This window comes from Nocardioides sp. LHD-245 (genome assembly GCF_030929495.1).
GTDB lineage: Bacteria > Actinomycetota > Actinomycetes > Propionibacteriales > Nocardioidaceae > Nocardioides.
Window position 1 is genome coordinate 84,107 of sequence record NZ_JAVFWN010000018.1, and the last position, 23,430, is coordinate 107,536.

A 23,430-nucleotide genomic window follows, 5' to 3' on the forward strand; every position below is an offset into this window, starting at 1 on the left:
GATGTTAGCCGGGCTACCGGCCTTCCGACGTGGCTGACACGATGAGCACCACACCACGGCCCCCCGGGTCGCGGCCCCCGAACCCGATGACAGATAGGACGACCATGACTGCAGCCGCTTGGCACCCGGACCCGACCGGCCGCCACGAGCTCCGCTACTGGGACGGCTCCCAGTGGACCGATCACGTGTCCGACCAGGGCGTCCAGTCGACCTCCCCGCTCTACCCGAGCGCCGAGCCCGCCGCCGACGCGGGCGCCGACGCGGGCACCGACGCGGGCGCCGGCTCCGACAGCGCCACCGGCGACGTGTGGGTCGGGAGCCACGAGGCGGCGCAGGCCACGGAGAGCCCGTCGAGCGAGGTCAGCGCCGAGCCGGCGTTCTCGTTCGACGCCGAGACGGCCGTGGCGCCCCGGGCCACCGAGCAGCAGGCGCCGGAGGCGGTGACCCAGTCGTACCAGCAGCAGGCCCCGTCGTACCAGCCGGCGCAGCCCTACCAGGAGGCCCAGCCGACGAGCCAGCCGGTCGGCGGGTACGCCGCCGGCCAGGCGGTGCCCGCCGACGCGTTCACGGGCATCTCCGGCGAGCTGATCGACGGTCGGTTCAGCGAGGTGGCCGGCGCCGGCGCGGTCCTGCAGAACAAGCGCCTGCTGCGGGTGCGGATCACCGAGCCGTTCATGGCCAAGCAGGGCTCGATGGTCGCCTACCAGGGCAACGTCAACTTCAACTACCAGGGCGGCGGTGCCGCGAAGTTCCTCAAGAAGGCGTTCACGGGCGAGGGCCTGTCCCTGATGCGGGTCGAGGGCCAGGGCGACGTCTTCCTCGCCGACGGCGCCCACGAGGTCCACATCCTGCACCTCAACAACAGCGGTCTGTCGGTCAACGGCCAGAACGTTCTCGGCTTCTCGGCCTCGCTCGAGTGGAACGTCGAGCGGGTCAGGGGCGGCAGCATGGCCGCCGGCGGCCTGTTCAACACGACGCTGCGCGGGACCGGCTGGGTGGTCATCACCACCGACGGCGACCCCGTCGTGCTCAACCCGGGCGAGGCGCCGACCTTCGCCGACGCCAACGCGCTGGTCGCCTGGTCGACGCACCTGCAGACCTCGATCCGCTCGACGATGTCCGCGGGCGCGCTCATCGGCCGCGGTTCCGGGGAGGCCTTCCAGGTCGCGTTCCAGGGCCAGGGCTTCGTGATCGTGCAGCCGTCCGAGGGCAACTCGGTGCCGCCGCACTCGCACTGACAGCGGACGCTCCGGGGCGTCGTACGGCCGGACGAGCGAGGCGGATCACGCTCGTCCGGCCGGCCTCGCATTCGGGACCGGCCGGTACCCTCTGTTCATGAACCAGGCCCTCCACCACGCGAACGACAAGGTCCGCGCCCGGCTGGACGACCTCGGGGATCAGATCAGCGAGAAGGTCGCGGACATCAAGCCCCGACTCCGCGGCTGGATCCACCTCGTGTCGACGCCGATCGTGCTCGCCGCCGGCATCGTGCTCATCGTCCTCTCGCCGACCGCCACCACCAGGGTCGGCTCGGCGCTGTACGCCGGCTCCGCGCTGCTCCTCTTCGGCATCTCGGCGCTCTACCACCGCGGCACCTGGTCACCGAAGGTCTGGACGATCCTCAACCGGTTCGACCACTCGAACATCTTCGTGTTCATCGCCGGCTCCTACACGCCGTTCGCGCTGATCCTGCTCGACGGTCCGTCGCGGGTGGTGATGCTCACGGTCGCGTGGAGCGGCGCCCTGCTCGGCATCGGGTTCAAGCTGTTCTGGCCCACGGCGCCGCGCTGGCTGTCGGCACCGATCTACATCGCGCTCGGCTGGGCGGCGATCTTCTTCATCCCCGCCTTCTTCGAGGGTGCGACGGCGATGGGGCTGGGCCTCGGCATCGCCATCTTCGTGCTGATCGCCGTCGGCGGCGCGCTCTACACCATGGGCGGCCTGGTCTACGGCTTCAAGTGGCCCAACCCCTCGCCGCGGGTCTTCGGGTTCCACGAGATCTTCCACGGCTTCACGATCGCCGCGTTCGTCGCGCACTACGTCGGCGTCTCGCTGGCGACCTACTCGCTGCGCTGATCCCCGCGCTCCAGCAGCACCAGCACCTCCGCATGGGGGGTCTGCGGGAACATGTCGAGCAGCCGCCCCCGCACCGGCCGGTACGACGTCAGGTCGGCCAGGTCGCGGGCGAGGGTCTCGGGGTTGCAGCTGGAGTAGAGCACGTGCGCCGCACCGGACTCCTGGAGCCGCCGGGCGAGCGCGGGGCCGAGGCCGCGCCGGGGCGGGTTCACCACGACCAGGTCGGCCTCCGCGAGCAGCGCGGCATGCTCCGGGGCGGTGGCATCGCCGACCGCGAAGTCGATCTCGCCCGGCAGTCCGGCCTCGTGACGGGAGCGTTCGGCCGACGCGATCGCGTCGGCGCTGATCTCGATGCCGCTCACCCGCCGGCCCGGCGCGGCGAGGTGCAGCGCGAACCCGCCGACGCCGCAGTAGAGGTCGACCACCCGGTGCGGCGCGAGGTCGGCGACCCAGGCCGCGGCCTCGCGGTAGAGCGCAGCGGCGACGGTGGTGTTGGTCTGGAAGAAGCTGCGCGGGCGCAGGTGCAGGGTGATCCCGCCCAGCCGCATCGGCAGCGTGTCGGCCTCGGTCAGCACGATCTCGCGCTCCCCCTCGAGCACCGCGCTGTGCTCGGGCTGCACGTTGATCGTGACCACCCGCAGACCGGGCAGGGCGCCGAGCAGCCACGGCAGGTGCTTGCGCACCCGGGCCTCGGTCGCCGTCGAGCGCAGGACCAGCCGCACCATCAGCTCGCCGTCCGGAGACTCGGTGACCAGCACGTGCTTGAGCTCGCCGCGCCCGCCCACCGGGCCGCTCCCCGCGACGTCGTACGGCGTCAGCCCGGCCCGGCCGACCAGTTCGGCCAGCGTCGGCAGCGCGGCCACGATCCCCGGCAGGTGCAGGGCGCAGTCGCGCAGGTCGACCCCGGCGCCGTCGGGCCCGAGGATCCCGAGCGTCGGATCGGCCGCGGTGCCGGCCACGACCATCTTCGCCTTGTTGCGGAACCCGGCCGGCGGCCCGGACACCGACGGCAGCCAGACGAGGCCCGGCCGATCGATGAGAGCGCGCGCCGCGGCCTGCTTCGCGACCAGCTGGTCGTCGTACGGCTGTCCGAGCCAGGTGCAGGACCGGCACTCCCCCGCCGCGAAGTGGGCGCAGTCGAGCACGGCGAGACCCATGACTCCCATCGTAGGGCGGCCACGGCACCATCCTTGCTCGCACCGACTTAGTCCATTAGACTTAGTCCATGAGTGGCACTGTCGTGAACGTCCACGAGGCCAAGACCAACCTGTCCCGGATCCTCGCGCGCGTCGAGGCCGGAGAGGAGATCATCATCGCGCGGGGCGGGAAGCCGGTCGCTCGCCTCGAGCCCTTCTCCGCACCCGAGATCCAGCTCGGCTTCCTCGACCTGCCCGAGATCCCGGACGACTTCTTCGCGCCGCTCGACGACGACGAGCTCGCGGAGTGGAGCCTGTGACCCTTCTGCTGGACACCCACGCCTTCTACTGGTGCGTCCGCCGGGGGGCTGACATTCCCTCCCATGTCATCGAGGCACTGCACCAGGCGCCGCGGCGCCTCGTCTCGGACATCTCGGCCTTCGAGGTTGCATTCAAAGTGCGACTCGGCAAGTTCCCGGGAGCCGCCGGCCTGCGCGATCGCTGGGCCGAGGCGCTGACCCAGCTCCCCGCGATCGCTCTTCCCATCACGACAGCGCACGCACTGCGGGGCGGCACGCTCGACTGGGACCACCGTGATCCGTTCGACCGGCTTCTGGCCGCGCAGGCGCTCACCGAAGGGCTCACTCTGGTGACGGCTGACGCAGCCTTCGCCTCCGTACCTGGTCTGTCGATCCTGCGCTGGTGAGCACCCGACTCCTCTAGGCTGCCGCCGTGCCGTCCCCGCTCGAGAAGGTCCAGGCCGCGCCGGTGCTGGCCACCGTGCGCCGGCTGGAGCAGCGGATCGAGGCGCGCTTCCCGGGCCGCGGGCTGCACCGGGTGGCCGGGGAGCTGGCGAGCCTCGTGGACACGGTGGCGTCCTCGACGGCGACCGCACGCGGCCGCCGGTCCTGGCTGCGCCCGCTGTCGCGTTTCGGCATCGTCGCGGTCCTCCTCGTCACGGCCACCGTGATGGTGCTCGCCGTCCGGGCGGCCCTCACCGACGCGCCGGACGACGGCCTGACCTGGATCCCGCTGCTGGAGAGCGCGGTCAACGACCTGGTCTTCGCGGCGCTGGCGATCTGGTTCCTCTACTCCGTGCCGGAGCGGCTGCAGCGCTCGAGTCTGCTCGAGTTGCTGCACCGGTTGCGGTCGATGGCCCATATCGTCGACATGCACCAGCTCACCAAGGACCCCGAGCGCCTGCGCTCGGAGTTCACCCCCACGGACGCGAGCATCCCGATGGACCTCACCACCGACCAGCTCGAGCACTATCTCGACTACTGCTCGGAGCTGCTGAGCCTGATCGGCAAGACCGCCGCACTGTGCGCCGAGGCGTCCCGCGACCCGGTGGTCCTCGACACGGTCAGCACCGTCGAGACGCTGACCGTCTCGCTGGAGCGCAAGATCTGGCAGAAGATCACCGTGCTCAACCACCACCGCGGGTCGTCACCCGCGAGCTAGAGGTCGAAGCCCTCCAGGAACGCGCGGTGGGGCTCGAGGTCGAGGCCCTGGTCGCGGAGCCACGCGTCGTTGTAGTACGTGTGGGCGTAGCGTTCGCCGCCGTCGCAGAGCAGGGTGACGATGCTCCCGGTCCGGCCGGCCGCGCGCATCCGCTCGACCAGCTGCAGGCTGGCCCACACGTTGGTGCCCGTGGACCCGCCGACGGTGCGGCCCAGGACACCGGAGATCCAGCGGGCCGCGGCGACCGACGCCGCGTCCGGGACGCGGATCATGTCGTCGACGACGCCGCCGACGAACGACGGCTCGACCCGCATCCGGCCGATGCCCTCGATCCGCGAGGGCACCGACGTGGTGGCATCCGAGGTGTCGCGCTCCCAGCCCTCGAGGAACGCCGAGTTCTCGGGGTCGGCGACCAGGACCTGGGTGTCGAAGCCGCGATAGCGGACGTACCGGCCGATGGTGGCCGACGTGCCGCCGGTGCCCGCGCCGACCACGATCCAGGACGGGCACGGGTGCGGCTCGGCGCGCATCTGCTCGAAGATCGACTCGGCGATGTTGTTGTTGCCGCGCCAGTCGGTGGCCCGCTCGGCGTAGGTGAACTGGTCGAGGTAGTGGCCGCCCGTCTCCGACTCGAGCCGGCGAGCCTCGTCGTAGACGGTGGCCGCGTCGTCGACGAGGTGGCAGCGACCCCCGTAGAACTCGATCAGTGAGATCTTCTCGGGGCTGGTCGCCGCCGGCATCACGGCGACGAAGGGCAGCCCGATCAGCCGGGCGAAGTAGGCCTCGCTCACCGCGGTCGACCCGCTGGAGGCCTCGATGATCGTGCTCCCGCGGCCGATCCACCCGTTGCACAGCGCATAGAGGAACAGCGAGCGCGCCAGCCGGTGCTTCAGGCTGCCGGTCGGGTGGACCGACTCGTCCTTGAGATAGAGGTCGATCCCCTCCACCCCGAGCGGGACGACGTGCAGGTGGGTGTCCGCGCTTCGCGTCGCGTCGGCGTCGAGCCGCCGGACCGCCTCGGCGATCCAGGCCCGCTGCCCGCTGCTCTCTCTAGCCATGAGGCATCGAGCCTACGGGGTCGGCCTGCCAGCGGACGTTGCACACGAGCCCGTCGAGGAGCACGTGCGGCTCGGGCGGCGCGACCGCCCAGTCGATGGCGACCACACCGGCGTTCCCCTCACGCAGCCGGACGGTGAGGTCCCCGTCGGTCACGGCCGCGATGCCGGCCATGCTCTCGTCCGGCGAGAGACCACAGCGGACGAGGAGCTCCCGCAGCCAGAGCGGGTCCGGCACCTCCAGATCCAGTGAGCTGATCACCGGCCCGTCGACCGGTCCTCGGGGCATCCCCGACTTCCACCGGATCAGGAACGGGACGAAGGGGTGCAGGACGTGCCCGGCGATCTCGCACGTCTCCCAGACGTAGGTGTCGCCGTCCGGCGCGACCCGACTGCTCCCGACCGGGTCACCCGTCTCCAGGCCGAACTCGAGGAGTCGCCGGCGGCAGGTCTCCAGGTCGGGGACGCTGATCGCCCAGGTGAGCGGTCCCGGCCGGGCACGCACCGCATGCGCCGTGGCGTGGTCGGACTCCTCGACGACGTCGATCAGCTCCAGGTACGCGTCCCTCGGTCCGCGGACGAGCGCGTTCGCCGTACCGGTCGGGTGACTTCCACCGGGCGTCGCGGCCAGGCCCGCGCGGCTCCACCGGCTGATGGCCTCGTCGAGGCCACGCACCGACACGACGACATGGTCGACCTTGCTCGGCCGACCCACGGGATCGGGATCGGTGCCCCTCACCGGTCGGGCGCCACGATGATCTTGCCGAGGACCTGACGCTGCTCGAGCAGGTCGAAGGCGCTGCGGACCTCGGAGAGGGGCAGGACCCGGTCGATCGGCGGGCGGAGCTTGCCGACCCGCACCAGTTCGATCAGGGCGTCCAGGTCCGAGCGGAGCCAGCCGTCGGAGCCGCGGATGTCGAGCTCGTAGGACCAGACGTAGCGCAGGTCGGTCTCGACCGCGAAGCCGGCGGTCGCGCCGCAGTTGAGCAGCCGGCCGCCCTTCTTCAGCGAGCGGATCGAGGGCGCCCAGGTGTCGCCACCGGTGAAGTTGACCACGACGTCGAGGCCGCCCGACCCCGAGACCCGGGGCTTGCCGTGGCGCTCGTGCACGACCTTCATGAAGTCGGTCTCGCGGTAGTTGATGCCCTCGTCGGCGCCGAGCGCGGCCAGCTGCTCGAGCTTGGCATCGGTCGACGCGGCCGCGATGACGTGGGCCCCGGCCAGACCGGCGAGCTGCACGCAGCCCGTGCCGACGCCGCCGGACGCGCCGAGGACCAGGACCTTCTCCCCCGGTCCGACCTGGCCCCGCGTGACCATCATCCGGTACGCCGTGCCGAAGGCCACCGGCAGCGCCGCGGCATCGGTGAACGACACGTCGTCCGGCAGCCGGATCAGCGTCCGCGCCGGTACGGCGACCAGCTCGGCCAGTCCGCCGTCCACGGTCTCGCCGATCAGCTTGTTCTCGACCGCGTCCCAGGGGTCGACGAGGACCCGGTCGCCGACCTGCCAGCCCTCGACGTCCGCACCGACCTCGGCGATCTCGCCGGCGATGTCGATGCCCATGATGAGCGGGAACGGGATGGTGATCCCGGGCATCCCGCGCAGGGTGAACAGATCGTGGTAGTTCAGCGCACAGGCCTTGACCCGGACGACGACCTGGCCGGTCGCGGCGACCGGGTCGGCCCAGTCGTCGTGGACCGTGATCAGGTCCGACGTGCCGTGCTCGCTGATGACTGCAGCCCTCACGCTGCTTCCTTTCCGTGGATGGTGCAGATGCCGGGGTGATGCACGCGCTAGCCGGTGGCGGTGCTCAGGGTGGCGCGGCCGATCGCGGTCAGCCGGCCCTGGTCGTCGGTGACGTCGACGTCGGCGACACCGACGCTGCGGCCGGCCCGGCGTACCGTCGCGGTCGCGACCAGCCGGGTGCCGCTCGACGGGCGCAGGTAGTCGACGCGGAGGTTGACCGTGGGCGGCACGACGCCGCTCACGAGGATCGTCGCGAAGACCGCGGTGGTGTCGATCAGCGACGCCACCGGGCCGCCGTGGAACTGGGGCTCGCCGCCGATGCGCTCCAGCTCGGGGCGCAGGGGCATCTCCAGGACGAGGCGGCCGGCGTCGGCGTCCGCGAGCGTGCAGGTGAGTCCGAGGAACTCGTTGTACGGCGAGGTCCGCAGCAGGGCGTTCAGCCCGGCCGTGCTGGTGTCCACTGTCTCCGTGCTCGTCATGCCGACCATCCTTCGCTCGTCTCCAGGCGCTCCGCGATCGCGTGGAGCGCGCGCTTGTCGATCTTGTTGGTGCCGGCCAGCGGCAGCTCGTCGACGACCGCGACCCGCCGCGGATACAGGTACGCCGGCGCCTGGTCGATCACGAACGCCTTCACCTCGGCGGCCGTCAGGTCGGTGTCCGCGGTCGTGACCAGGAACGCGACCGGGATCCGGCCCCGCTCGTCGTCAGGGAGTGAGACGACGGCCGCGTGGGCGATGGCGGGGTGCCGCTCGAGGATCGTCTCGAGCTCGCCGGGGTAGATGTTCTCGCCGCCGCAGACGAACATGTCGTCGGCGCGGCCCACGAAGTAGTAGAAGCCCTGCTCGTCGCGCCGCATCACGTCGCCGCTGGAGTACCAGCCGTCCGTGAACGCGGCGGCGGTCAGGCCCGGCAGCCCGCGGTAGCCGTCGGTGACGGCCGGGTTGCGCATCTCCAGCACACCGTGGTCGTCGTCGGGACCACCGGCGAGCCGAACCTCCGACCCGGGCAACGGGTGGCCCAGCGCGAGCGGCGGCCGAGGGATCCCGTCCGGGTGCGCGCCGAAGATCGCGGGTCCGGTCTCGGTCGTGCCGTACGAGACGACGACGACGGCGTCCGGGATCGCGGCGGCGATCCTCGCGACCTGCTCCTCGGTGATCGGCGCCGAGCCGAGCGACAGCGATCGGACGGACCGGAGTCGCGACGGGTCGTCGCCGACCACCCGCAGGACCCGGATCCACATCGTCGGCACCGCGGCGACGGCGGTCACGCCGTACCGCTCGATAGCGTCGACATAGGCCGCCGCGTCGAACCGCGGGCAGAGCACCGTCGTGAAGCCCAGGGCCAGGCCGCGGCCCAGGGTGACCAGGCCGTTCATGTGGAACAGCGGCTGCGCGATGATCTGGGTCTCGATCCGCGGGGGCGGCTCGGCCGAGATGGTGCGCAGCGCCCACAGCTGGCCCTCGTGCGTCAGCGGGACGCCCTTCGGCAGGCCGCTCGACCCCGACGTGTAGAGGATCTCGGCCAGCCCGTCCGACGCCGGCTCCTGCCCGGCGACGACCGCGGCGTCCGCCTCCGAGGAGGCGGCGGCCAGACCCGGCAGGAACGGGTCCTGCGGATCGTCGAAGTCGACGTACGGCGTCCGCCCGGCCAGCGCCTCGCGGCCGGCGGCGTCGACGAACGTCAGCACCACACCGGCGTCCTCGATCACGTGGTCGAGGACGTCGCCGCCGGCGCGCACGTTGATCGGGACGGCCACCAGGCCGGCCTTCATGATGGCGAGGTACGCCACGACGTACTCGACCCGGTTGGCCGACATGATCCCGACCCGGTCACCGCTCGCGTACGAGCCGCCCGCCAGCCGGGCCGCGAGCGCGGTGACCAGCCGGTCGACCTCGGGGTAGGTGTACCCGACCGGGGCGTCGGGGACCCGCAGGTCCACGAACGCGAGCCGGTCCGTCGATCCGGCGTGCACCCCGACGAGATCGCCGAGGTTGGCGACCGTCTCCATGAGCCCTCCTCCGTGCGGCTCACCGCGAGCCGTGACCGTGTTGTTCCGGATGACACCGGTGTGCCGATCCTCCCGGGGAGGACCGGCACACCGGCGGTGCTGCGCGCCGCTACTTCACATAGAGCGGGTACGGCGAGCCCATCGCGTACTGCGAGAAGCCGTCGAACGAGAGCTTCGGATCGTGCGCGAACACCGCCTGCTGCGTGTAGATCGGGATGTAGGCGGCCTCCGACGCATTGGCCTTCAGGGCACCGACGACGGCGTCGAGCTGCTCGGCGCTCTGCGCCGGCACCGTGCTCGCCGTCCGGACGGCGTCGTCGAGACCGGGTACGTCGAGGTTGGCGTAGTTGGAGCCGCCGACCGGGATGCCGTCCGCACGCATCAGCGTGTTCGGGTAGAAGTTGGGGTCCGGCGACAGGCTCGAGTACGTCGACACCGTCATCTCCGTCGTGTGGTTGCTCGAGTTCGTCAGCCACTCGGCACCGGGCAGGCCCTTGATCTCGATCTCGAGCCCGATCTTGGCCGCCTCCTCCTTGAGGATCTCGGTGGCCCGCACGAAGGACGGGTAGGTCGAGATGACCTCGGCGACGATCTTGTCGCCGGGCGCGTACGCCGACTGGTCGAGCTCAGCCTTCGCGGCGTCGACGTCGTAGTCCAGGGTCTCGATCTGGTCGTAGGCCGCGGAGACCTGGTCCTCGGGAAGGTCGGTCCAGACCCGTTCGGAGACCATCTGGGTGGCCGGGTCGCCGAAGCCCTTCAGCGCCGACTTGATGATCGCCTCGCGGTCGACCAGGTGGGCGAGGGCGCGGCGCACGTGCACGTCGGCCAGGGGGCCCTTGTCGGTCAGCAGGGTGATGTAGCCGAGCGTCTCGGTGGGCGCCTTGGTGAGCTCGACGCTCGAGCCGGACGAGAAGGCCGTGCCGTCACCGCCGACGACGCCGTCGACATCGCCCGCACGGACCGCGGCGGCACCCGGGACGGCCGCGGCGAAGACCAGCTTGACCGTCTTCCACGACTCCTCGAAGTCGTCGCCGGCCTCGGCGGCACCCCACCAGGCCTCGTTCTTGGCGAAGGTCATGCCGGCGCTGGAGTTGAAGTCCTTCGGCTGCCACGGACCGGTGCCCATGGTCAGCACGCCCGGACCACCGAGATCCTTGTCGTGCTCCTCGGCGAACTTCTTCTCGACGATCTGACCGGCGTACGCCGGGGTGTACTGCCACGACGAGTCGGGCTGCTTGAGGGTGACGGTGACCTCCATCGGTCCCGTCGCCTCGATCGTGTCGACCGACGCGTACTTGCTCGCGGTCTGCGCGGTCTCGTCCTGGTAGCGGGTCAGCGAGTACACGACGTCGTCGGGGGTGACCTCGGCGCCGTTCCAGAACTTCACGCCCTCACGCAGGGTGTAGACGTAGGTGAGCGGGTCGGGGGTGTCGACCTTGGTGGCGAGCGCCGGCTGCACCTTGCCGTCGCTGTCGAGCTTGATCAGGCCCTCGAGTGCGAGCCCGTTGACCCAGAGCGCCGGCTGATCGTACTGACGGGCGGGGTCCATGCTGCGGATCCCGCTGGTCGCGATCGTCAGGGTGCTGTTCGAACGGTCACCACCACCGGCGGCGTCGTCCGAGGACGAACCACAGGCGCCGGCGACCAGGATGACTCCCAGGGCAGCGATGCCCATGCGGAGCGTGCGGACGGATCTATTCATGCCTTACCCATCTGTGAGCGCTTCCCCAGCCAGTCGGATGACGTTCTGGGCACTGCCTCGAGCAGCTGTTTCGTGTATCCCGAGCTCGGTGAGTCCAGGACCTGCGCGGAACCCGTCTCGACGACCCGGCCCTTCTCGAGCACGTAGACGGTGTCCGCGACCTGGCGGACGACCGCCAGGTCGTGGGTGATGAAGAGGAGCGCGATGCCCGTCTCCCGGCGGATGTCGTTGAGCAGGTTGAGGACCTGCGCCTGCACCGACACGTCCAGGGCGGAGACCGGCTCGTCGCAGATCAGCAGCTCGGGGTTGAGCGCCAGGGCCCGCCCGATCGCGACCCGTTGCCGCTCGCCGCCGGAGAGCGCGGACGGACGCCGCGCGGCGTACTGCGCCCGGAGCCCGACGCGCTCGAGGACCTCCTCGACCGACAGCACGGGGGCGTCGCCGACGAGGGCCGCCTGACGGCCGGCCTCCGCGAGCGTCTGCCCGATCGTCATCCGCGGGTTGAGGGAGGAGTAGGGGTCCTGGAAGACGTACTGCACCTTCGAGCGCCAGGTCCGCACGTCTGAGCGCGGCAGCTTCGCCCCCCGGGTGATGTCGATCCCGAAGACCTCGGCGGTGCCCCGGGACACGGACTCGAGCCCGACCAGGCAACGGCCCAGCGTCGTCTTGCCCGAGCCCGACTCACCCACCAGCGCGACGGCCTGTCCCTGCCGGATCGTCAGCGAGACGTCCTCGAGCGCGGCCACCGCGCCGTTGCCGTGGCCGTACGTCTTGGAGACGCCCTCGAGCGCGACGATGACCGGCGCCGACAGGTCCTGGTGCGCGGCCTCCACGGCACCGTGCTCGACGGTCTCGAACCGGGCCGCCAGCTCCCGCCCGATCTCGTCGACCCGGAGGCACGCCGAGGACCGGTCGTCGCCGATCGGCGCCAGCCGGACGCGCTCCTGGGTGCAGTCCGGGGTCGCCCACTCACAGCGCTCGGCGAACCGGCAGCCGACCTGCTGGTCGCGCACGCTCGGCAGCTCGCCCTGGATGACGGGGAGCCGGGCGAGCCGACGGTCGAGCGGCGGCTCCGAGGCGAGCAGGCCCAGCGTGTAGGGGTGCCGCGGCGAGCGGGAGAGCTCGTCGGACGGACCGGCCTCCATCATCGCGCCGGCGTACATCACGTAGACGCGGTCGCAGGCCGCGAACGCGACGCGCAGGTCGTGGGTGATCATGATCATCGACATCCGCCGCTGCCGCTGGATCGAGATCAGCAGCTCGAGGATCTCCTGCTGCGTCACGGCGTCCAGCGCCGTCGTCGGCTCGTCGGCGATGATCAGGGCCGGGTCGGTCGCCAGCGTCGCGGCGATGCCCACCCGCTGCCGCATGCCGCCGGAGAGCTGGAACGGGTACCGGCGGGCCACGCCGGGGTCGGTGATCCCGACCTCCTCCAGCCGCCGCTGCACCTCGGCCCGCCGCTCGGGCTTCGACATCGCCCGGTACTCCGGCTTCTCGCGCAGCACCTCCTCGAGGTGCCGCCCGACCCGCATCAGCGGGTTCAGCATCGTGAACGGGTCCTGCAGGATCATGCTGGCCTGCCGGCCGCGCACCCGGCGCATGTCGCGCTCGGACGCCGTCAGCACGTTCACGCCGCTGAGCTGCGCGGCACCCGTCGCGGTGAACCCCGCCGGCAGCAACTGCAGCAGGGACCGCACCGACAGGGACTTCCCGCTGCCGGACTCGCCGACGATCCCGATCGTCTCGCCGAGGTCGAGGTGCAGGTCGACGCCGTCGACCAGGATCCGCTGCTCCCCACCGGTGCGGACGCCGATGGTGAGGCCGGCGACGTCGAGGAGCCGGGAGGCGTGCTCAGTCATTGCGGCCTTCCTTCGTGGACAGCCGGTCGAAGACGTAGTCGCCCAGGATGTTGACGCTGACGGCGGCGAAGATGATCGCGAGCGCCGGACCGATCGCGAGGAGCGGGTTGTCGAGCAGGCTCGCCTGGCTCTCGGCCAGCATCGTGCCCCAGTCCGGGCTGCCCGGCGTCGAGCCGAGCCCCAGGAACGACAGCGCCGACAGGTTGATGAGGGCGAAGGCGAAGCTCAGGAAGGCCTGCGAGACGGCCAGCGGGAGGACGTTGGGCAGCAGGTGCCGGAACATGACGCGGGATCGCGACAGGCCGAGCGTCCGGGCCGCCTCGACGTACGGGCGCCCCTTCTGCTCGATGGTGACCGCGCGGACCAGCCGGGTGTCGTAGGGCGCGGAGAGGATCATGATCACCGCGACGGCGACCCAGTAGCCGCCGCCGAGGACGCCGATCGCGACGATGGCGACCAGGACGCCGGGCAGCGCGTACATCAGGTCGACCCAGCGCATGATGATCCCGCCCGGGATGCCACCGATGTAGCCGGCGGTGAGCCCCAGCACGCAGCCGATCACGAAGGCGCCGAGCGCGATGAGGAGCGGTCCGTACAGGGCCGTCCGCGCGCCGAGCACCACCCGCTCGAAGATGTCGCGGCCGAGGTCGTCGGTGCCCAGCCAGTGCTGGGAGGACATCCCCTGCAGGCTGTCGGTGAGCGACTGCACGTTGGCGTGCGGCACCAGCAGGGGGCCGAACACGCCGGCGACGACGATGCACGCGAGGTAGGCGATGCTCAGCAGCACGGCGACCGACGGGAGCCGGCGACGGCGACGCCGCGCGGCGCGGAAGGTCCGCAGGGCCGGCGTCTCGGCGCCGGCGGTGGTCTCGATGCTCATCGGCTCGCTCCGTCCACCGCGATCCGCGGATCCACCGCGAGATAGGCGAGGTCCGTGACCAGGTTGATGAGGAAGACGGCTGCCGCGATCACCAGCGTCACGCCCTGGACGATCGGGAGGTCCTTCTGCTGGACCGCGCTGACCAGCAGGCTGCCCAGGCCCGGCAGGGCGAACGTGGCCTCGACCACGACCGCGCCGACCATCACGAAGCTCAGGACGACGCCGGCCGCCGTGATGACCGGCACCAGGGAGTTGCGCAGGACGTAGTTGAACAGCAGCCGGGACGGCTTCACGCCGCGGGCCCGGGCCGCGATGATGTAGTCCTGCCCGGCGACCTCGATGACGGCGGTCCTGGTGTAGCGGACCACCAGGGCGATGGTCGCGGTGCTCAGCGCCACCGCCGGCAGGATCAGGTGCCGCAGGCGGTCGGCCCCGCCCTCCCCCGCGCCGATCGACGGCAGCCAGTTGAGCTGCCCGGCGAACACGATGATCAGCAGGATGCCGACGGCGAACGACGGCGCGCTCACCGAGAACATCGCGAGCTGCGAGACCACCCGGTCGGCGAACCGGCCGCGCCGCAGTCCGGCCACCATCCCCAGCGGGATGCCCAGCGCCATCGTGATCAGGAAGGTCAGGAGGCCCAGCTGCACGGTGACGCCGGCGCGCTCCAGGATCGCCGACGAGACGTCCTGACCGGTCAGGACCGACTGGCCCAGGTCGAGGTGCAGGGCATCGGTCAGCCAGTTCCAGTACTGGACGAAGAAGGGGTCGTCCAGGTTGTAGCGCACGCGGATGGCGTCCATCGTCTCCGGGGTCGCCGGGAGATTGCCCAGCAGCAGCCGCACCGGATCGCCGGGCGCGAGGGCCAGCAGCGAGTAGATCCCGAAGGAGTAGACGACCAGCAGGATGGCCGCGCCGCCGAGACGTCCGAGGACGTATCGGAGGGTGGAGCGCAGGGTCATGGGTCGCTCTCTCTTCCGTGGACGGGGGCGGCTCGCGCCGCGGCGACGTCGTGCGAACGTACTAGCATGTTAATAAACATGTCAACGGATCGGACGACAGAGAACAGGCCCGACGGCGGGGACATCGGAGAAGCCGAGCAGCCTGCCTGGTCACCCCGCGCACCCGGCAGCCGACGGGGCGGACGCCGGGGTCGGGCCGGGTCGCGCTACTGCTTCTCGGCCGTGGCCGTGGCCGCGAGCCACCGCGGATCGTCGGCGACGTCGCCCAGCGGGTCGACCGACTCGTCCGACGGCGGCTCGTCGGGGAACAGGGAGTCGAAGAGGGTGCGCAGGTTGTCGCGGAGGTGCCGGACGACCGAGGCACGGGCCCGGGCGGCGTCCTTGGCCGCGATCGCGTCGTACATCTCCTGGTGCTCGGGGTCGTTGAAGAAGACGTACGAGCGACTGAGATAGCCGGGCACCAGGGCCCAGAAGCGCTGCATCTCGTCCTGGAGCGTGCCGATCATCGTGGTCAGGCGCCGGTTGCCGGACAGGCCCGCGACCATCTGGTGGAACTGGCGATGCAGCCCGCTCATCGTCTCGACGACCTCCGGGTCGTTCGGAGAACGTCCGTCCAGGCGCTGCACCTCCGCCATCGCGTTGGCGTGGGCGAGCTCGAACTCCGCCGCGTGCGCCGGCGTGAAGGCGGCCGCCGCCAGCTCGGCGGCCAGGCACTCGAGCCGCACGCGGATCTGGAACAGGTCGCGGATCTCGTCGAGGTTGATCGGCGTGACCGTGTAGCCCACGCGCGGCTGGGCGACGAGGTAGCCCTCGGCGACCAGGCGCTTCAGCGCCTCGTGCGCGGGCGTCCGGCTGACGTCCATCTCCTGCGCGATCTGGTGGGCGGCCAGCACGTGGCCCGGCCGTACCTGACCGGTCAGGATCCGGGCCTTGATGTCGGCGTAGACCATGGCCGCGAGGCCACCGTGCGCGGCGTCCTTCATCGTGCCCTCTCCCACTTTCGACGTACGAGCGCGCTCATCATGTCAGCGTCTCCTCCAGGAAGTCGACGAATGCGGTCCACGCGGCGACCCGCGCCCGCGCCGTCCCCGGCCGGGTCCCGCCGTAGGCGTAGGCCACGCCGTTGACCGGGTGGACCATGCCCGTCACGACCGGCGTGAAGGGCAGCCCCAGGTTGTGGCCGGCGCCCGGGAACACCTCGCGCCGCGTCGGGGCCGACGTGCCCGCGGCCCGCCGGCGCAGCAGGACCTCGCTGAGCTCCACCGAGTCCCACATCAGGTCGTCACCCCCGCAGAGCAGGAGGAGTGGGCCGTCGAGCCGCTCGATCGGGATCGTCGCCCGGTCCAGGTCGTCGGGCGCGGTCGCCTCGATCGCGGCACGGAACCCGGGCGCCGCGGCGATCCCGCTCGCCGTCTCGACCGACCGGCCGGGGACGATGCCGTCGTCCAGGACGGCGGGAACCGGCTCGCCACCCAGCGTCCAGGCGGCTCCCTCCCTGCCGTCGGAGGTGAACGAGCCCCAGACGTAGCCGGAGGGAACGACGGCGACCACCGCCCGGACGCCCGGGACGTGGGCTCCCACCAGCAGGGCGAGCTCGGCGCCCCGGGACTGGCCCTTGACGGCGATCGCCCCTGGCTGGACCTCGTCGCGGGCGGCGAGCCACGTGGCGGCCGACGCGACGTACTCGACGGGCAGCTCGAGGAGGTCGTCGGGCCGGCCCGGGTAGTTGAAGCAGGCCAGGGCGAGGCACACGAACCCGCGGCTGGCGAGCAGCATCGCCTCCTCGTCGTTGATGCCGCCCCCCGACCCGGACAGGGTGATCACCGCGGGTCTCGGCCCGGGACCGGGCGGGAGGTACAGCCGCCCGGCGAGGGGCGCCGACAGCTCGTGGGCGCTCACCCCGCGTCCCCGGAACTCGCGGACGTAGTGCTCGGTGGCGGAGCGGTCGCCCTGGCTCACCCGGAGGGTCCAGCCGAGCTCGTCGTCGGCCGGCACCGGCTCGGCGGCGACCGGTCGGGGCTCCAACGACCACAGGAGTGCCGTGGGGTCGGGCTCGGCGAACCCGTCGAGCGCTGTGGTGGCGAGGTCCACGGTCCCGTGCGCGTTCGCGGTCGCCGTGAAGGTGCCGGACCAGTCGGCGCCCTGGAAGCCGGGGAGCTCGACCGTGAAGGTGACGGGCTCGTGGGGAGCAGCTCCGGTGACCCGGAGATCGAACGGCGTGTCCGCGAGCGACCGGTGCGCCGGACCGTCGATCGCGAGGCTCATGCGGGCTCGCTCCGGTCGTCGGAGCGCGCCGGCAGGGTGGCGTCGAACCAGTCGATGATGGCCTCGAGCCGCAGCCGGCGATGGCTGGGCAGCCCGCTGTCGTGGAACATGTGGCTCGCGCCGGGGAAGGACAGCAGCTCGGTGTGCCGGCCCCTCCTCCGCAGCGCGGAGTAGAACCGGCGTCCCTGACTGGGCGGGCAGCGCAGGTCCTGCTCGGCGACCACCACCAGGACGGGGATGGAGACGTCCTCGGCATAGGTCAGCGGGGATTTGAGCCGCTGGGTCTCCGGGTCGGTCCCGATGTAGAGATGCGTGTAGTCCACGTCGTCGTCGATGTCCGCGTCGCTCCACTCCACGGTGGCGCGGTCGACGATCGCCGACGCGAACCGGTCGGAGGTCGCCGCCAGCCACGCGGCCATGAATCCTCCGTACGACGCGCCGACGACTCCTACCCGCGCGGGGTCCCCGTCGAAGTCCTCGACCGCGATGTCGACGAGCGCCGTGAGGTCCTGGACGTCGACGTCGCCGAAGGCATGGCGCACCGCGCGACCGTGCTCGGCCCCGTAGCCGGCCGAGCCTCGTGGATTGCCCATGACGACGACATAGCCGGCCTCGACGCACGCCTGGGCCTGGTCCAGCAGCCGCCACCCGAAGGAGCGGAACGGGCCGCCGTGCACGGCGAGGATCACCGGGAACGGGCCGGTGCCCGCGGGGCGCAGGATCCACCCGTGCACCGGGTGGCCGTCGGCCGCGGCGCCCGCCACCTCGTGCATCGGCGCGAGCGGTACCGCGGCGGCCAGGGTCGCACCGAAGGCCGTGAGCCGCCGCGGCCCGGTCGGGGTGACGCGGCAGAGCTCACCGGCCTCGGTGTCGCTCGCCACCGTGGCCACGACCACGCCCGCGGCCACGGCGTACCCCAGGACCTGGGTGGGCCCGGCGACGAGGTCGACGGGGACACCGGGGACACCGGGGCGGACGGCGTCGTCGGCCGGGCCGTCGTCGGCCACCCGCACGAGATCGACGGCGCCGCGGCGCACGACCAGGGCCAGGACCCCCTCGTCGGTCACCGTGAGCGCGGGCCCGGTGGCCGGCGGCACCAGGTCGATCGTGTCCGCGTCGGTCAGCCGCCGCGGCGGGACCGGATCGGCGGCGTCGAGATCGACGCCCCAGAGCGAGGTCGGGTTCAGGTAGGTCTCGTTGAACTCGTCGCCGATCTCCGTGCCGAGGAAGTAGACCCGGTCACCGTGGGCGCCGAAGACCGGATGGCTCACCCGGAGGCTGGTCCGCGTCACCTGCGTCGTGCGGCCGTCGGTCCTCGACAGCACGAAGACGTCGCTCGCCGGCACCGTGTCGCGATCGGGATGGCGGGCCGCGACGAACGCCAGCCTGGTGCCGTCCGGGCTCCAGGCGGGGAACCCGTGGTCGGCGTTCTCGGCGGTGTGCTGGGTGATCGCACCGTCGGCCACGTCGATGGTGAAGATCTGCTTCGGCCGGTCGAGCGTGTAGCCGACACCGTCCGCGCGGTAGCGCAGCCCGGTGATCCGGCGGGGCGGCTCCGCGGCCGCGGTCTGCGCGATCGGCGCGACATAGCGACCCGGCTCCGGGACCCGCGCGACGTAGGCGAGGGTCGCCGAGTCCGGGGACCACCGCGGTGAGCCGACGCCCAGGGGGTGACGGGTGAGCAGCCGCGGCTCCCCTCCCGCCGCCGGCAGCAGGTGCAGCTGCGGGCCGGAGCCCGGCACCGAGCGTGTGAACGCGAGCCAGCGACCATCCGGTGACCAGCACGGCTCACTGTCGTGCTCGCCGGTCGTGAGCCGGGTCGGACCGTCGTCGCCGTCGACGGGGACCAGCCACAGGTCCGCGTAGTAGCGGTCGTCAGCCAGGTCCGCGCGCTCGACCGCGACGACCGCGCGGCGCCCGTCCGGCGACAGCGACGGCGGGCCGACCACCTCGATGAGCCCGAGATCCACTGCCTTCATCGCCGGCCCTCCGCGTCGCTTGCCATGTTGATGAACATGTTAGCGCAGGGCATGCTCCAGGTCCGCGATCAGGTCGCGGGCCGACTCGAGCCCGATCGAGAGGCGCACCAGGCTCTCCGGCGGCCGCGCCTCGGCGCTGACGGGGCGATGGGTCAACGCCGCGGGATGCTGGATCAGCGAGTCGATCCCGCCGAGCGAGACCGCATGGGTGAACAGCCGGACGCGGGAGGTGAGCCGCTCCGCGGCCGGATACCCACCGGTCAGCGCGACGGCCAGCATCGCGCCGGTGCCGCGCAGCTGCGAGGTGAGCAGGCCGCGCGGATCGCCGTCCAGGCCGGGATAGTGGACGCGCTCGACCTCGGGCTGCTCCACCAGCCAGGCCGCGATCGCGGCGGCGCTGGCCTGCTGGGCCCGGATCCTGACCGGCAGGGTGCCCAGCCCGCGGTGCGCCAGATAGGCCGCCAGCGGATGCAGCACCCCACCGGTGATGGCGCGGACCTGGCGCAGCCGGCGGGCCTCGGCCTCCCCGCACGCGATCACCCCGGCAACGACGTCGCCGTGGCCGCCGAGGTACTTCGTCGCGCTGTGCAGCGACATCGCAGCCCCGTGGCGCAGCGGGTTCTGGAGCACCGGAGTGGCGAAGGTGTTGTCCACCAGCACGGGTACGTCGCCCGCACTGTCGACGACGCCGGCGATGTCGACCAGCTCGAGCGTGGGGTTGGCCGGCGTCTCGACGACGACGAGGGCCGTGTCCGCCCGGACCGCCGCCCGGATCTCGGACTCGGCACAGAAGGTCACCTCGACCCCGGCCACCGCTCCCGAGGCCAGCAGGTGGTCGGTCCCGCCGTAGAGCGGCCGGACCGCCACGACGTGCCGGGCGTCCCGCGACGAGGCGAACGCGGAGATCGCGGCGGTCATCGCGGCCATCCCCGAGCTGAAGGCGACCGCCTCCTCGGCGTACTCCAGCTGTGCGAGCGCCGACTCGAAGCGCGCGACGGTGGGGTTCCAGAGCCGCGCGTAGACCGAGCCGCCGTCGGCCAGCGGCCGCCCCCCGGTGGCGAGGGACTCGTAGGAGTCGCCGCCTCGCGCGATGTCCGGGAGCGGATTGGTGGAGGAGAGGTCGATCGGCAGGGCGTGGACGCCGAGCCCGACCAGGTCCTCGCGGCCGGCACGCACGGCCAGCGAGTCGACGTCGGCTCCGAGATCGGTCCAGATGTCAGTAGTCACGCATGGAGACTAGTGATTCCACCGAAGGTCGCCCTAGCATCTGCCGAACCACCAATGCAGACGCGGTTTTCTGACATTTCGGACCGTTCTGCCGCCACAGGAGGCAGCCTCCGTTGCAGAGAACGCAACCGCCGCAGCTCGACGACATCGACCGGAGCATCCTCGACCTGCTCCACCACGACGCGGAGCTGACCAACAAGGCCCTGGCCGCGCGGCTGGGGATCGCCGAGTCCACGTGCGCGTACCGGATCCGGGCGCTCCGCGACGCCGGGACGATCACCGGACGCCGGCTGACCGTCGATCTCGGACACCTCGGTCGTCCCCTGCAGGCGGTGGTCAAGGTCCGGCTGGGCACCCACGACGCCACCAGCGTGCGCGAGCTCTACGACGCCCTCACCCGCGCGCCGGGGGTGATCCAGGCGTTCCACGTGGCCGGCGAGGACGACTTCCACCTCCACGTGGCGGTCGCGGACGCGGCGGCGCTGCGCGACTTCGTGCTGCAGCACGTCACGGTCCACCGGGTCGTCCGCCAGACGGAGACGCAGCTCATCTTCGAGCACCGCGGCGGGACCAGCCCGCACGTCGCGGACCGGTGACCCGACGCTCACCCACCCGCTGACGCGGGCAGCTCGCCGAGGTCCCACAGCAGCCCGGCCATGATGCCGAGGGCCTCCCGCGCGAGGCTCGCCAGCAGGTGCTCGTCGGGAGCGTGCTGGGCGCATCCGGGGTAGGAGTGCGGGACCCACACCGTCGGGATGCCCAGGACCTCGGCGAAGCAGTCGTTGGGGAACGTGCCGCCCAGGTTCGGCAGGATCGTCGGCGCCTTGCCCGTCGTCCGCTCGACCGACGCCGCGGCCCAGGAGACCCAGGCGTCGTCGGGATCGAGCCGGGTCGCGGCGGTGCCCTCGTCCACCTCGACGTCGATGGAGCCGAACCCGTGCGCGTCGAGGTGGGTGCGCACGGTCCGCTCGAGGACGGACCAGTCGGTTCCGACGACGAAACGGAGCTGGCACCGCGCGGCCGCCGTACCTGGGATCGCGTTCTGGGGGCCCGTCGCCGTGCCGGCGTCCAGGCCCAGGACCTCCAGGGTGTTCCAGCCGTAGAGCCTCTCGGCGGCGCTCAGGCCGGGCTCGCCCCAGTCCTCGACGGCCGGCGCCGTCGGGCCGCCGTCGATCTCGATCCGGCGCAGGATCGTCCGGACCGGCTCGGGGATCGCCGGGGGACGCAGTCCCTCCACCAGGATCCGGCCGCGCGCGTCGACCATCGTGGCGAGCGCGTTCGCGAGCAGGACCGCAGGGTTGCCGAGCAGCCCGCCCCAGTTGCCCGAGTGGTACCCACGGGGGCGCAGGGTCGCCCGCAGGGTGAAGGACACCTCGCCCCGGGTGCCGAGGACGAGGGTGGGGCTCCGCTCCGAGACCCGGGTCCCGTCCGAGGCCAGCAGCACGTCCGCGGCGAGCTCATCGTCGGCCAGCGCCGTGCAGACCTCGCGCAGTCCCGGCGATCCGATCTCCTCACCCATGTCCATGAGGACGGTGACGTTGAACCCGAGCCGCCCCTCCCGCGCGAGCAGCACCTGCTCGAGCGCGGCGAGGTTGATGGCGTGCTGCCCCTTGTTGTCGCAGGAGCCGCGGCCGTACCACCGGTCGCCGTCCACCACGAGACGCCACGGCGACCACGGCTCGCTCCAGCCGGCGGCGTCGCCCCGGACCACGTCCCCGTGGCCGTAGACGAGCACCGTCCGCAGTGCCGGGTCCTCGACCCGGCGGGCCAGCAGGAAGGGCGGCATCCCCGCCACCGGGTTCTCGACGAGGCGCCACGTGAACCCGCAACGGCGGAGGCCCGGGACGATCTCGTCGCGCAGGTAGCTGCGGTGCGCCTCGTCCCGGTCGTCGGCCTCGCTCTCGGTCGGGTAGGCGACCTTGCGGGTCAGCTCGCGCAGCAGGTCACCCGAGTCCAGGTGAGCCTCCGCGAGCTCGATCGCGCGCGCACGCGTCACAGCAACCTCCATCGGCCCGAACGCGACCGGGGTCGTACACCGGTCGTCGCCGACCAGCCAAGCGCACGCGGCGGCCGGCGACCATCGCCGTTTCCGGAAGGCTGCGTTGCCGATCCGGGAACGCGCCGGGGGCGCCGCGCGGGCGAGAACTACTGTGTGCGCGTGCCTCTCGTCAGCGACTCGCTCCGGTACTTCCTCGAGGTGGCACGCACGGGCTCGATCGCGGAGGCCTCCGCGAACCTCCGCATCGCGGCCTCGTCGATCAGCCGGCACATCGCCCGGCTCGAGCAGTCCACCGGGGCGCCGCTGTTCGACCGCCACCCCCGGGGCATGGTCCCGACGGAGGCCGGCCGGCTGCTGGCCGACCACGCGCGCCGCAACCTGCTGGAGGAGGCCGACCTCCTCGAGCGGATCCGGGACGTCGACCGATCGGGCCGGTCGCTGATCACCGTCTCGTGTGCCGAGGGCTTCGCCGAGGACTTCCTGCCCGTCGAGATCGCCCGCTTCCGCGAGCATCATCCGGCGGCCCGGGTGCACCTCACGGTCACCGAGCCGGCAGCGGCCACCCAGTCGGTCGCCGTCGGGACGGCCGACCTCGCCCTGACCTTCAGCCTGGCCCCGGCGTCCGGCGTCCGGGTCGCGTACTCGTGTCAGGAGCCGATCGTCGCACTGGTGCCGTCCGGCCATCCCCTGGGCGAGCTGGACGGCGTCTCGCTGGCGGACTTGCAGCACCATCCCCTCGCCCTGATGGCGGGCGGGAGCACCCTGCGTGAGCTGGTCGACGTCTGCTGCGCCGCGGAGGGCCTGCACCTCGAGCCCGTGCTGACCAGCAACTCCTCCACCGCGCTCAACGCCCTCGCCCGGCGGACCGGCGCGGTGACCCTGACCGGACTGCTGAGCTCCCGGCACCTGGTCGCGGACGGCTTCCGCATCGTGCCCCTGACGAACCCCGAGCTGCACCGCCGCAGTCTCCAGGTCCACACCATGGCCCAGCGCACCCTGCCCGCACCCGTCGACGCGTTCGTGCGGCAGCTCGTCGCCTCGATCGAGGCCACCGGGCTCGGCTGAGCCCCCGACG

Annotated in this window: 22 protein-coding genes; 7 read left to right on the forward strand and 15 right to left on the reverse strand. The window is 72.0% G+C overall.

The features are described from left to right. The first annotated feature begins 104 nt into the window (after positions 1–104). Positions 105–1,238: an AIM24 family protein gene (locus tag RB608_RS23910; RefSeq protein ID WP_308090582.1), complete on the forward strand. Its 1,134-nt coding sequence runs from the start codon at positions 105–107 to the stop codon at positions 1,236–1,238. Positions 1,239–1,335: 97 nt separating this feature from the next. After that, on the forward strand, positions 1,336–2,076 hold the full coding sequence (locus RB608_RS23915; RefSeq protein ID WP_308090583.1) for a hemolysin III family protein: 741 nt from the start codon (positions 1,336–1,338) through the stop codon (positions 2,074–2,076). Here RB608_RS23915 and rlmC read toward each other — a convergent pair. Next, a complete protein-coding gene (gene rlmC, locus RB608_RS23920) occupies positions 2,061–3,233 on the reverse strand; it encodes a 23S rRNA (uracil(747)-C(5))-methyltransferase RlmC (protein ID WP_308090584.1) in 1,173 nt (390 codons plus the stop codon). The genes RB608_RS23915 and rlmC overlap by 16 nt on opposite strands. Positions 3,234–3,301: 68 nt before the next feature. Between rlmC and RB608_RS23925 the strand changes: the two genes are divergently transcribed. Genes RB608_RS23925 through RB608_RS23935 form a run of 3 tightly spaced genes read left to right on the forward strand, consistent with a single transcriptional unit; the run spans position 3,302 to position 4,673 of the window. After that, a complete protein-coding gene (locus RB608_RS23925; RefSeq protein ID WP_308090585.1) occupies positions 3,302–3,532 on the forward strand; it encodes a type II toxin-antitoxin system prevent-host-death family antitoxin in 231 nt (76 codons plus the stop codon). After that, a complete protein-coding gene (locus RB608_RS23930) occupies positions 3,529–3,918 on the forward strand; it encodes a type II toxin-antitoxin system VapC family toxin (protein WP_308090586.1) in 390 nt (129 codons plus the stop codon). Before RB608_RS23925 ends, RB608_RS23930 begins: the two co-directional genes overlap by 4 nt. A 26-nt stretch (positions 3,919–3,944) precedes the next feature. After that, positions 3,945–4,673: a hypothetical protein gene (locus RB608_RS23935; protein WP_308090587.1), complete on the forward strand. Its 729-nt coding sequence runs from the start codon at positions 3,945–3,947 to the stop codon at positions 4,671–4,673. Here the strand turns inward: RB608_RS23935 and RB608_RS23940 are convergent. From RB608_RS23940 to RB608_RS24000, 13 genes are all read right to left on the reverse strand, one after another. Further along, positions 4,670–5,731 (reverse strand): PLP-dependent cysteine synthase family protein, encoded by a 1,062-nt coding sequence (locus RB608_RS23940; protein ID WP_308090588.1) that lies wholly within the window; start codon positions 5,729–5,731, stop codon positions 4,670–4,672. The genes RB608_RS23935 and RB608_RS23940 overlap by 4 nt on opposite strands. Further along, entirely contained in the window at positions 5,724–6,467 is a 744-nt protein-coding gene (locus RB608_RS23945; RefSeq protein ID WP_308090589.1) for a VOC family protein, read from the reverse strand. Before RB608_RS23945 ends, RB608_RS23940 begins: the two co-directional genes overlap by 8 nt. Then, positions 6,464–7,474, reverse strand: a complete 1,011-nt coding sequence (locus tag RB608_RS23950) for a zinc-binding dehydrogenase (protein ID WP_308090590.1) — start codon at positions 7,472–7,474, stop codon at positions 6,464–6,466. Before RB608_RS23950 ends, RB608_RS23945 begins: the two co-directional genes overlap by 4 nt. 47 nt (positions 7,475–7,521) lie before the next feature. Continuing rightward, positions 7,522–7,953, reverse strand: a complete 432-nt coding sequence (locus tag RB608_RS23955; protein ID WP_308090591.1) for a PaaI family thioesterase — start codon at positions 7,951–7,953, stop codon at positions 7,522–7,524. Continuing rightward, entirely contained in the window at positions 7,950–9,482 is a 1,533-nt protein-coding gene (locus tag RB608_RS23960; protein WP_308090592.1) for a class I adenylate-forming enzyme family protein, read from the reverse strand. The genes RB608_RS23955 and RB608_RS23960 overlap by 4 nt, the downstream gene beginning before the upstream one ends. A 109-nt stretch (positions 9,483–9,591) precedes the next feature. Continuing rightward, positions 9,592–11,184 carry an ABC transporter substrate-binding protein gene (locus RB608_RS23965; protein ID WP_308090593.1) on the reverse strand — a complete coding sequence of 531 codons (1,593 nt, stop codon included), beginning with the start codon at positions 11,182–11,184 and terminating at the stop codon, positions 9,592–9,594. Next, on the reverse strand, positions 11,181–13,043 hold the full coding sequence (locus RB608_RS23970) for an ABC transporter ATP-binding protein (protein WP_308090594.1): 1,863 nt from the start codon (positions 13,041–13,043) through the stop codon (positions 11,181–11,183). Before RB608_RS23970 ends, RB608_RS23965 begins: the two co-directional genes overlap by 4 nt. Continuing rightward, on the reverse strand, positions 13,036–13,923 hold the full coding sequence (locus tag RB608_RS23975) for an ABC transporter permease (RefSeq protein WP_308090595.1): 888 nt from the start codon (positions 13,921–13,923) through the stop codon (positions 13,036–13,038). The genes RB608_RS23970 and RB608_RS23975 overlap by 8 nt, the downstream gene beginning before the upstream one ends. Continuing rightward, the gene (locus tag RB608_RS23980) at positions 13,920–14,885 is read right to left on the reverse strand and encodes an ABC transporter permease (RefSeq protein WP_308090596.1); all 966 of its coding nucleotides are present in this window, start codon (positions 14,883–14,885) and stop codon (positions 13,920–13,922) included. Before RB608_RS23980 ends, RB608_RS23975 begins: the two co-directional genes overlap by 4 nt. 206 nt (positions 14,886–15,091) lie before the next feature. Continuing rightward, entirely contained in the window at positions 15,092–15,868 is a 777-nt protein-coding gene (locus tag RB608_RS23985; RefSeq protein ID WP_308090597.1) for a GntR family transcriptional regulator, read from the reverse strand. A gap of 37 nt (positions 15,869–15,905) precedes the next feature. Next, complete coding sequence (locus RB608_RS23990; protein WP_308090598.1) at positions 15,906–17,150, reverse strand: acyl-CoA thioester hydrolase/BAAT C-terminal domain-containing protein; 1,245 nt, start codon at positions 17,148–17,150, stop codon at positions 15,906–15,908. Then, positions 17,147–19,129: a S9 family peptidase gene (locus RB608_RS23995; protein ID WP_308090599.1), complete on the reverse strand. Its 1,983-nt coding sequence runs from the start codon at positions 19,127–19,129 to the stop codon at positions 17,147–17,149. Before RB608_RS23995 ends, RB608_RS23990 begins: the two co-directional genes overlap by 4 nt. A 39-nt stretch (positions 19,130–19,168) precedes the next feature. Further along, positions 19,169–20,356, reverse strand: a complete 1,188-nt coding sequence (locus RB608_RS24000; RefSeq protein ID WP_308090600.1) for a PLP-dependent transferase — start codon at positions 20,354–20,356, stop codon at positions 19,169–19,171. A 113-nt stretch (positions 20,357–20,469) separates the two neighbouring features. Between RB608_RS24000 and RB608_RS24005 the strand changes: the two genes are divergently transcribed. After that, positions 20,470–20,952, forward strand: coding sequence for an Lrp/AsnC family transcriptional regulator (locus tag RB608_RS24005; protein ID WP_308090601.1), 483 nt, complete (start codon positions 20,470–20,472; stop codon positions 20,950–20,952). An 8-nt stretch (positions 20,953–20,960) separates the two neighbouring features. On the opposite strand, the gene RB608_RS24010 is transcribed toward RB608_RS24005, so the two are convergent. Then, entirely contained in the window at positions 20,961–22,352 is a 1,392-nt protein-coding gene (locus RB608_RS24010; protein ID WP_308090602.1) for a M20 family metallopeptidase, read from the reverse strand. A 162-nt stretch (positions 22,353–22,514) separates the two neighbouring features. On the opposite strand from RB608_RS24010, the gene RB608_RS24015 reads away from it, so the two are divergent. Beyond that, on the forward strand, positions 22,515–23,420 hold the full coding sequence (locus tag RB608_RS24015) for a LysR family transcriptional regulator (RefSeq protein WP_308090603.1): 906 nt from the start codon (positions 22,515–22,517) through the stop codon (positions 23,418–23,420). Positions 23,421–23,430: the final 10 nt, after the last annotated feature.

Excerpts from the sequence above, each read along its gene's own strand:
- RB608_RS23970 (WP_308090594.1), bottom strand. The coding sequence starts at position 13,043 with ATGACTGAGCACGCCTCCCGGCTCCTCGACGTCGCCGGCCTCACCATC.
- RB608_RS23915 (WP_308090583.1), top strand. The coding sequence starts at position 1,336 with ATGAACCAGGCCCTCCACCACGCGAACGACAAGGTCCGCGCCCGGCTG.
- RB608_RS23995 (WP_308090599.1), bottom strand. The coding sequence starts at position 19,129 with ATGAAGGCAGTGGATCTCGGGCTCATCGAGGTGGTCGGCCCGCCGTCG.
- RB608_RS23925 (WP_308090585.1), top strand. The coding sequence starts at position 3,302 with ATGAGTGGCACTGTCGTGAACGTCCACGAGGCCAAGACCAACCTGTCC.
- RB608_RS23955 (WP_308090591.1), bottom strand. The coding sequence starts at position 7,953 with ATGACGAGCACGGAGACAGTGGACACCAGCACGGCCGGGCTGAACGCC.
- RB608_RS23910 (WP_308090582.1), top strand. The coding sequence starts at position 105 with ATGACTGCAGCCGCTTGGCACCCGGACCCGACCGGCCGCCACGAGCTC.
- RB608_RS23975 (WP_308090595.1), bottom strand. The coding sequence starts at position 13,923 with ATGAGCATCGAGACCACCGCCGGCGCCGAGACGCCGGCCCTGCGGACC.
- RB608_RS23990 (WP_308090598.1), bottom strand. The coding sequence starts at position 17,150 with ATGAGCCTCGCGATCGACGGTCCGGCGCACCGGTCGCTCGCGGACACG.
- RB608_RS23965 (WP_308090593.1), bottom strand. The coding sequence starts at position 11,184 with ATGAATAGATCCGTCCGCACGCTCCGCATGGGCATCGCTGCCCTGGGA.
- RB608_RS23960 (WP_308090592.1), bottom strand. The coding sequence starts at position 9,482 with ATGGAGACGGTCGCCAACCTCGGCGATCTCGTCGGGGTGCACGCCGGA.
- rlmC (WP_308090584.1), bottom strand. The coding sequence starts at position 3,233 with ATGGGTCTCGCCGTGCTCGACTGCGCCCACTTCGCGGCGGGGGAGTGC.
- RB608_RS23985 (WP_308090597.1), bottom strand. The coding sequence starts at position 15,868 with ATGAAGGACGCCGCGCACGGTGGCCTCGCGGCCATGGTCTACGCCGAC.
- RB608_RS23940 (WP_308090588.1), bottom strand. The coding sequence starts at position 5,731 with ATGGCTAGAGAGAGCAGCGGGCAGCGGGCCTGGATCGCCGAGGCGGTC.
- RB608_RS23980 (WP_308090596.1), bottom strand. The coding sequence starts at position 14,885 with ATGACCCTGCGCTCCACCCTCCGATACGTCCTCGGACGTCTCGGCGGC.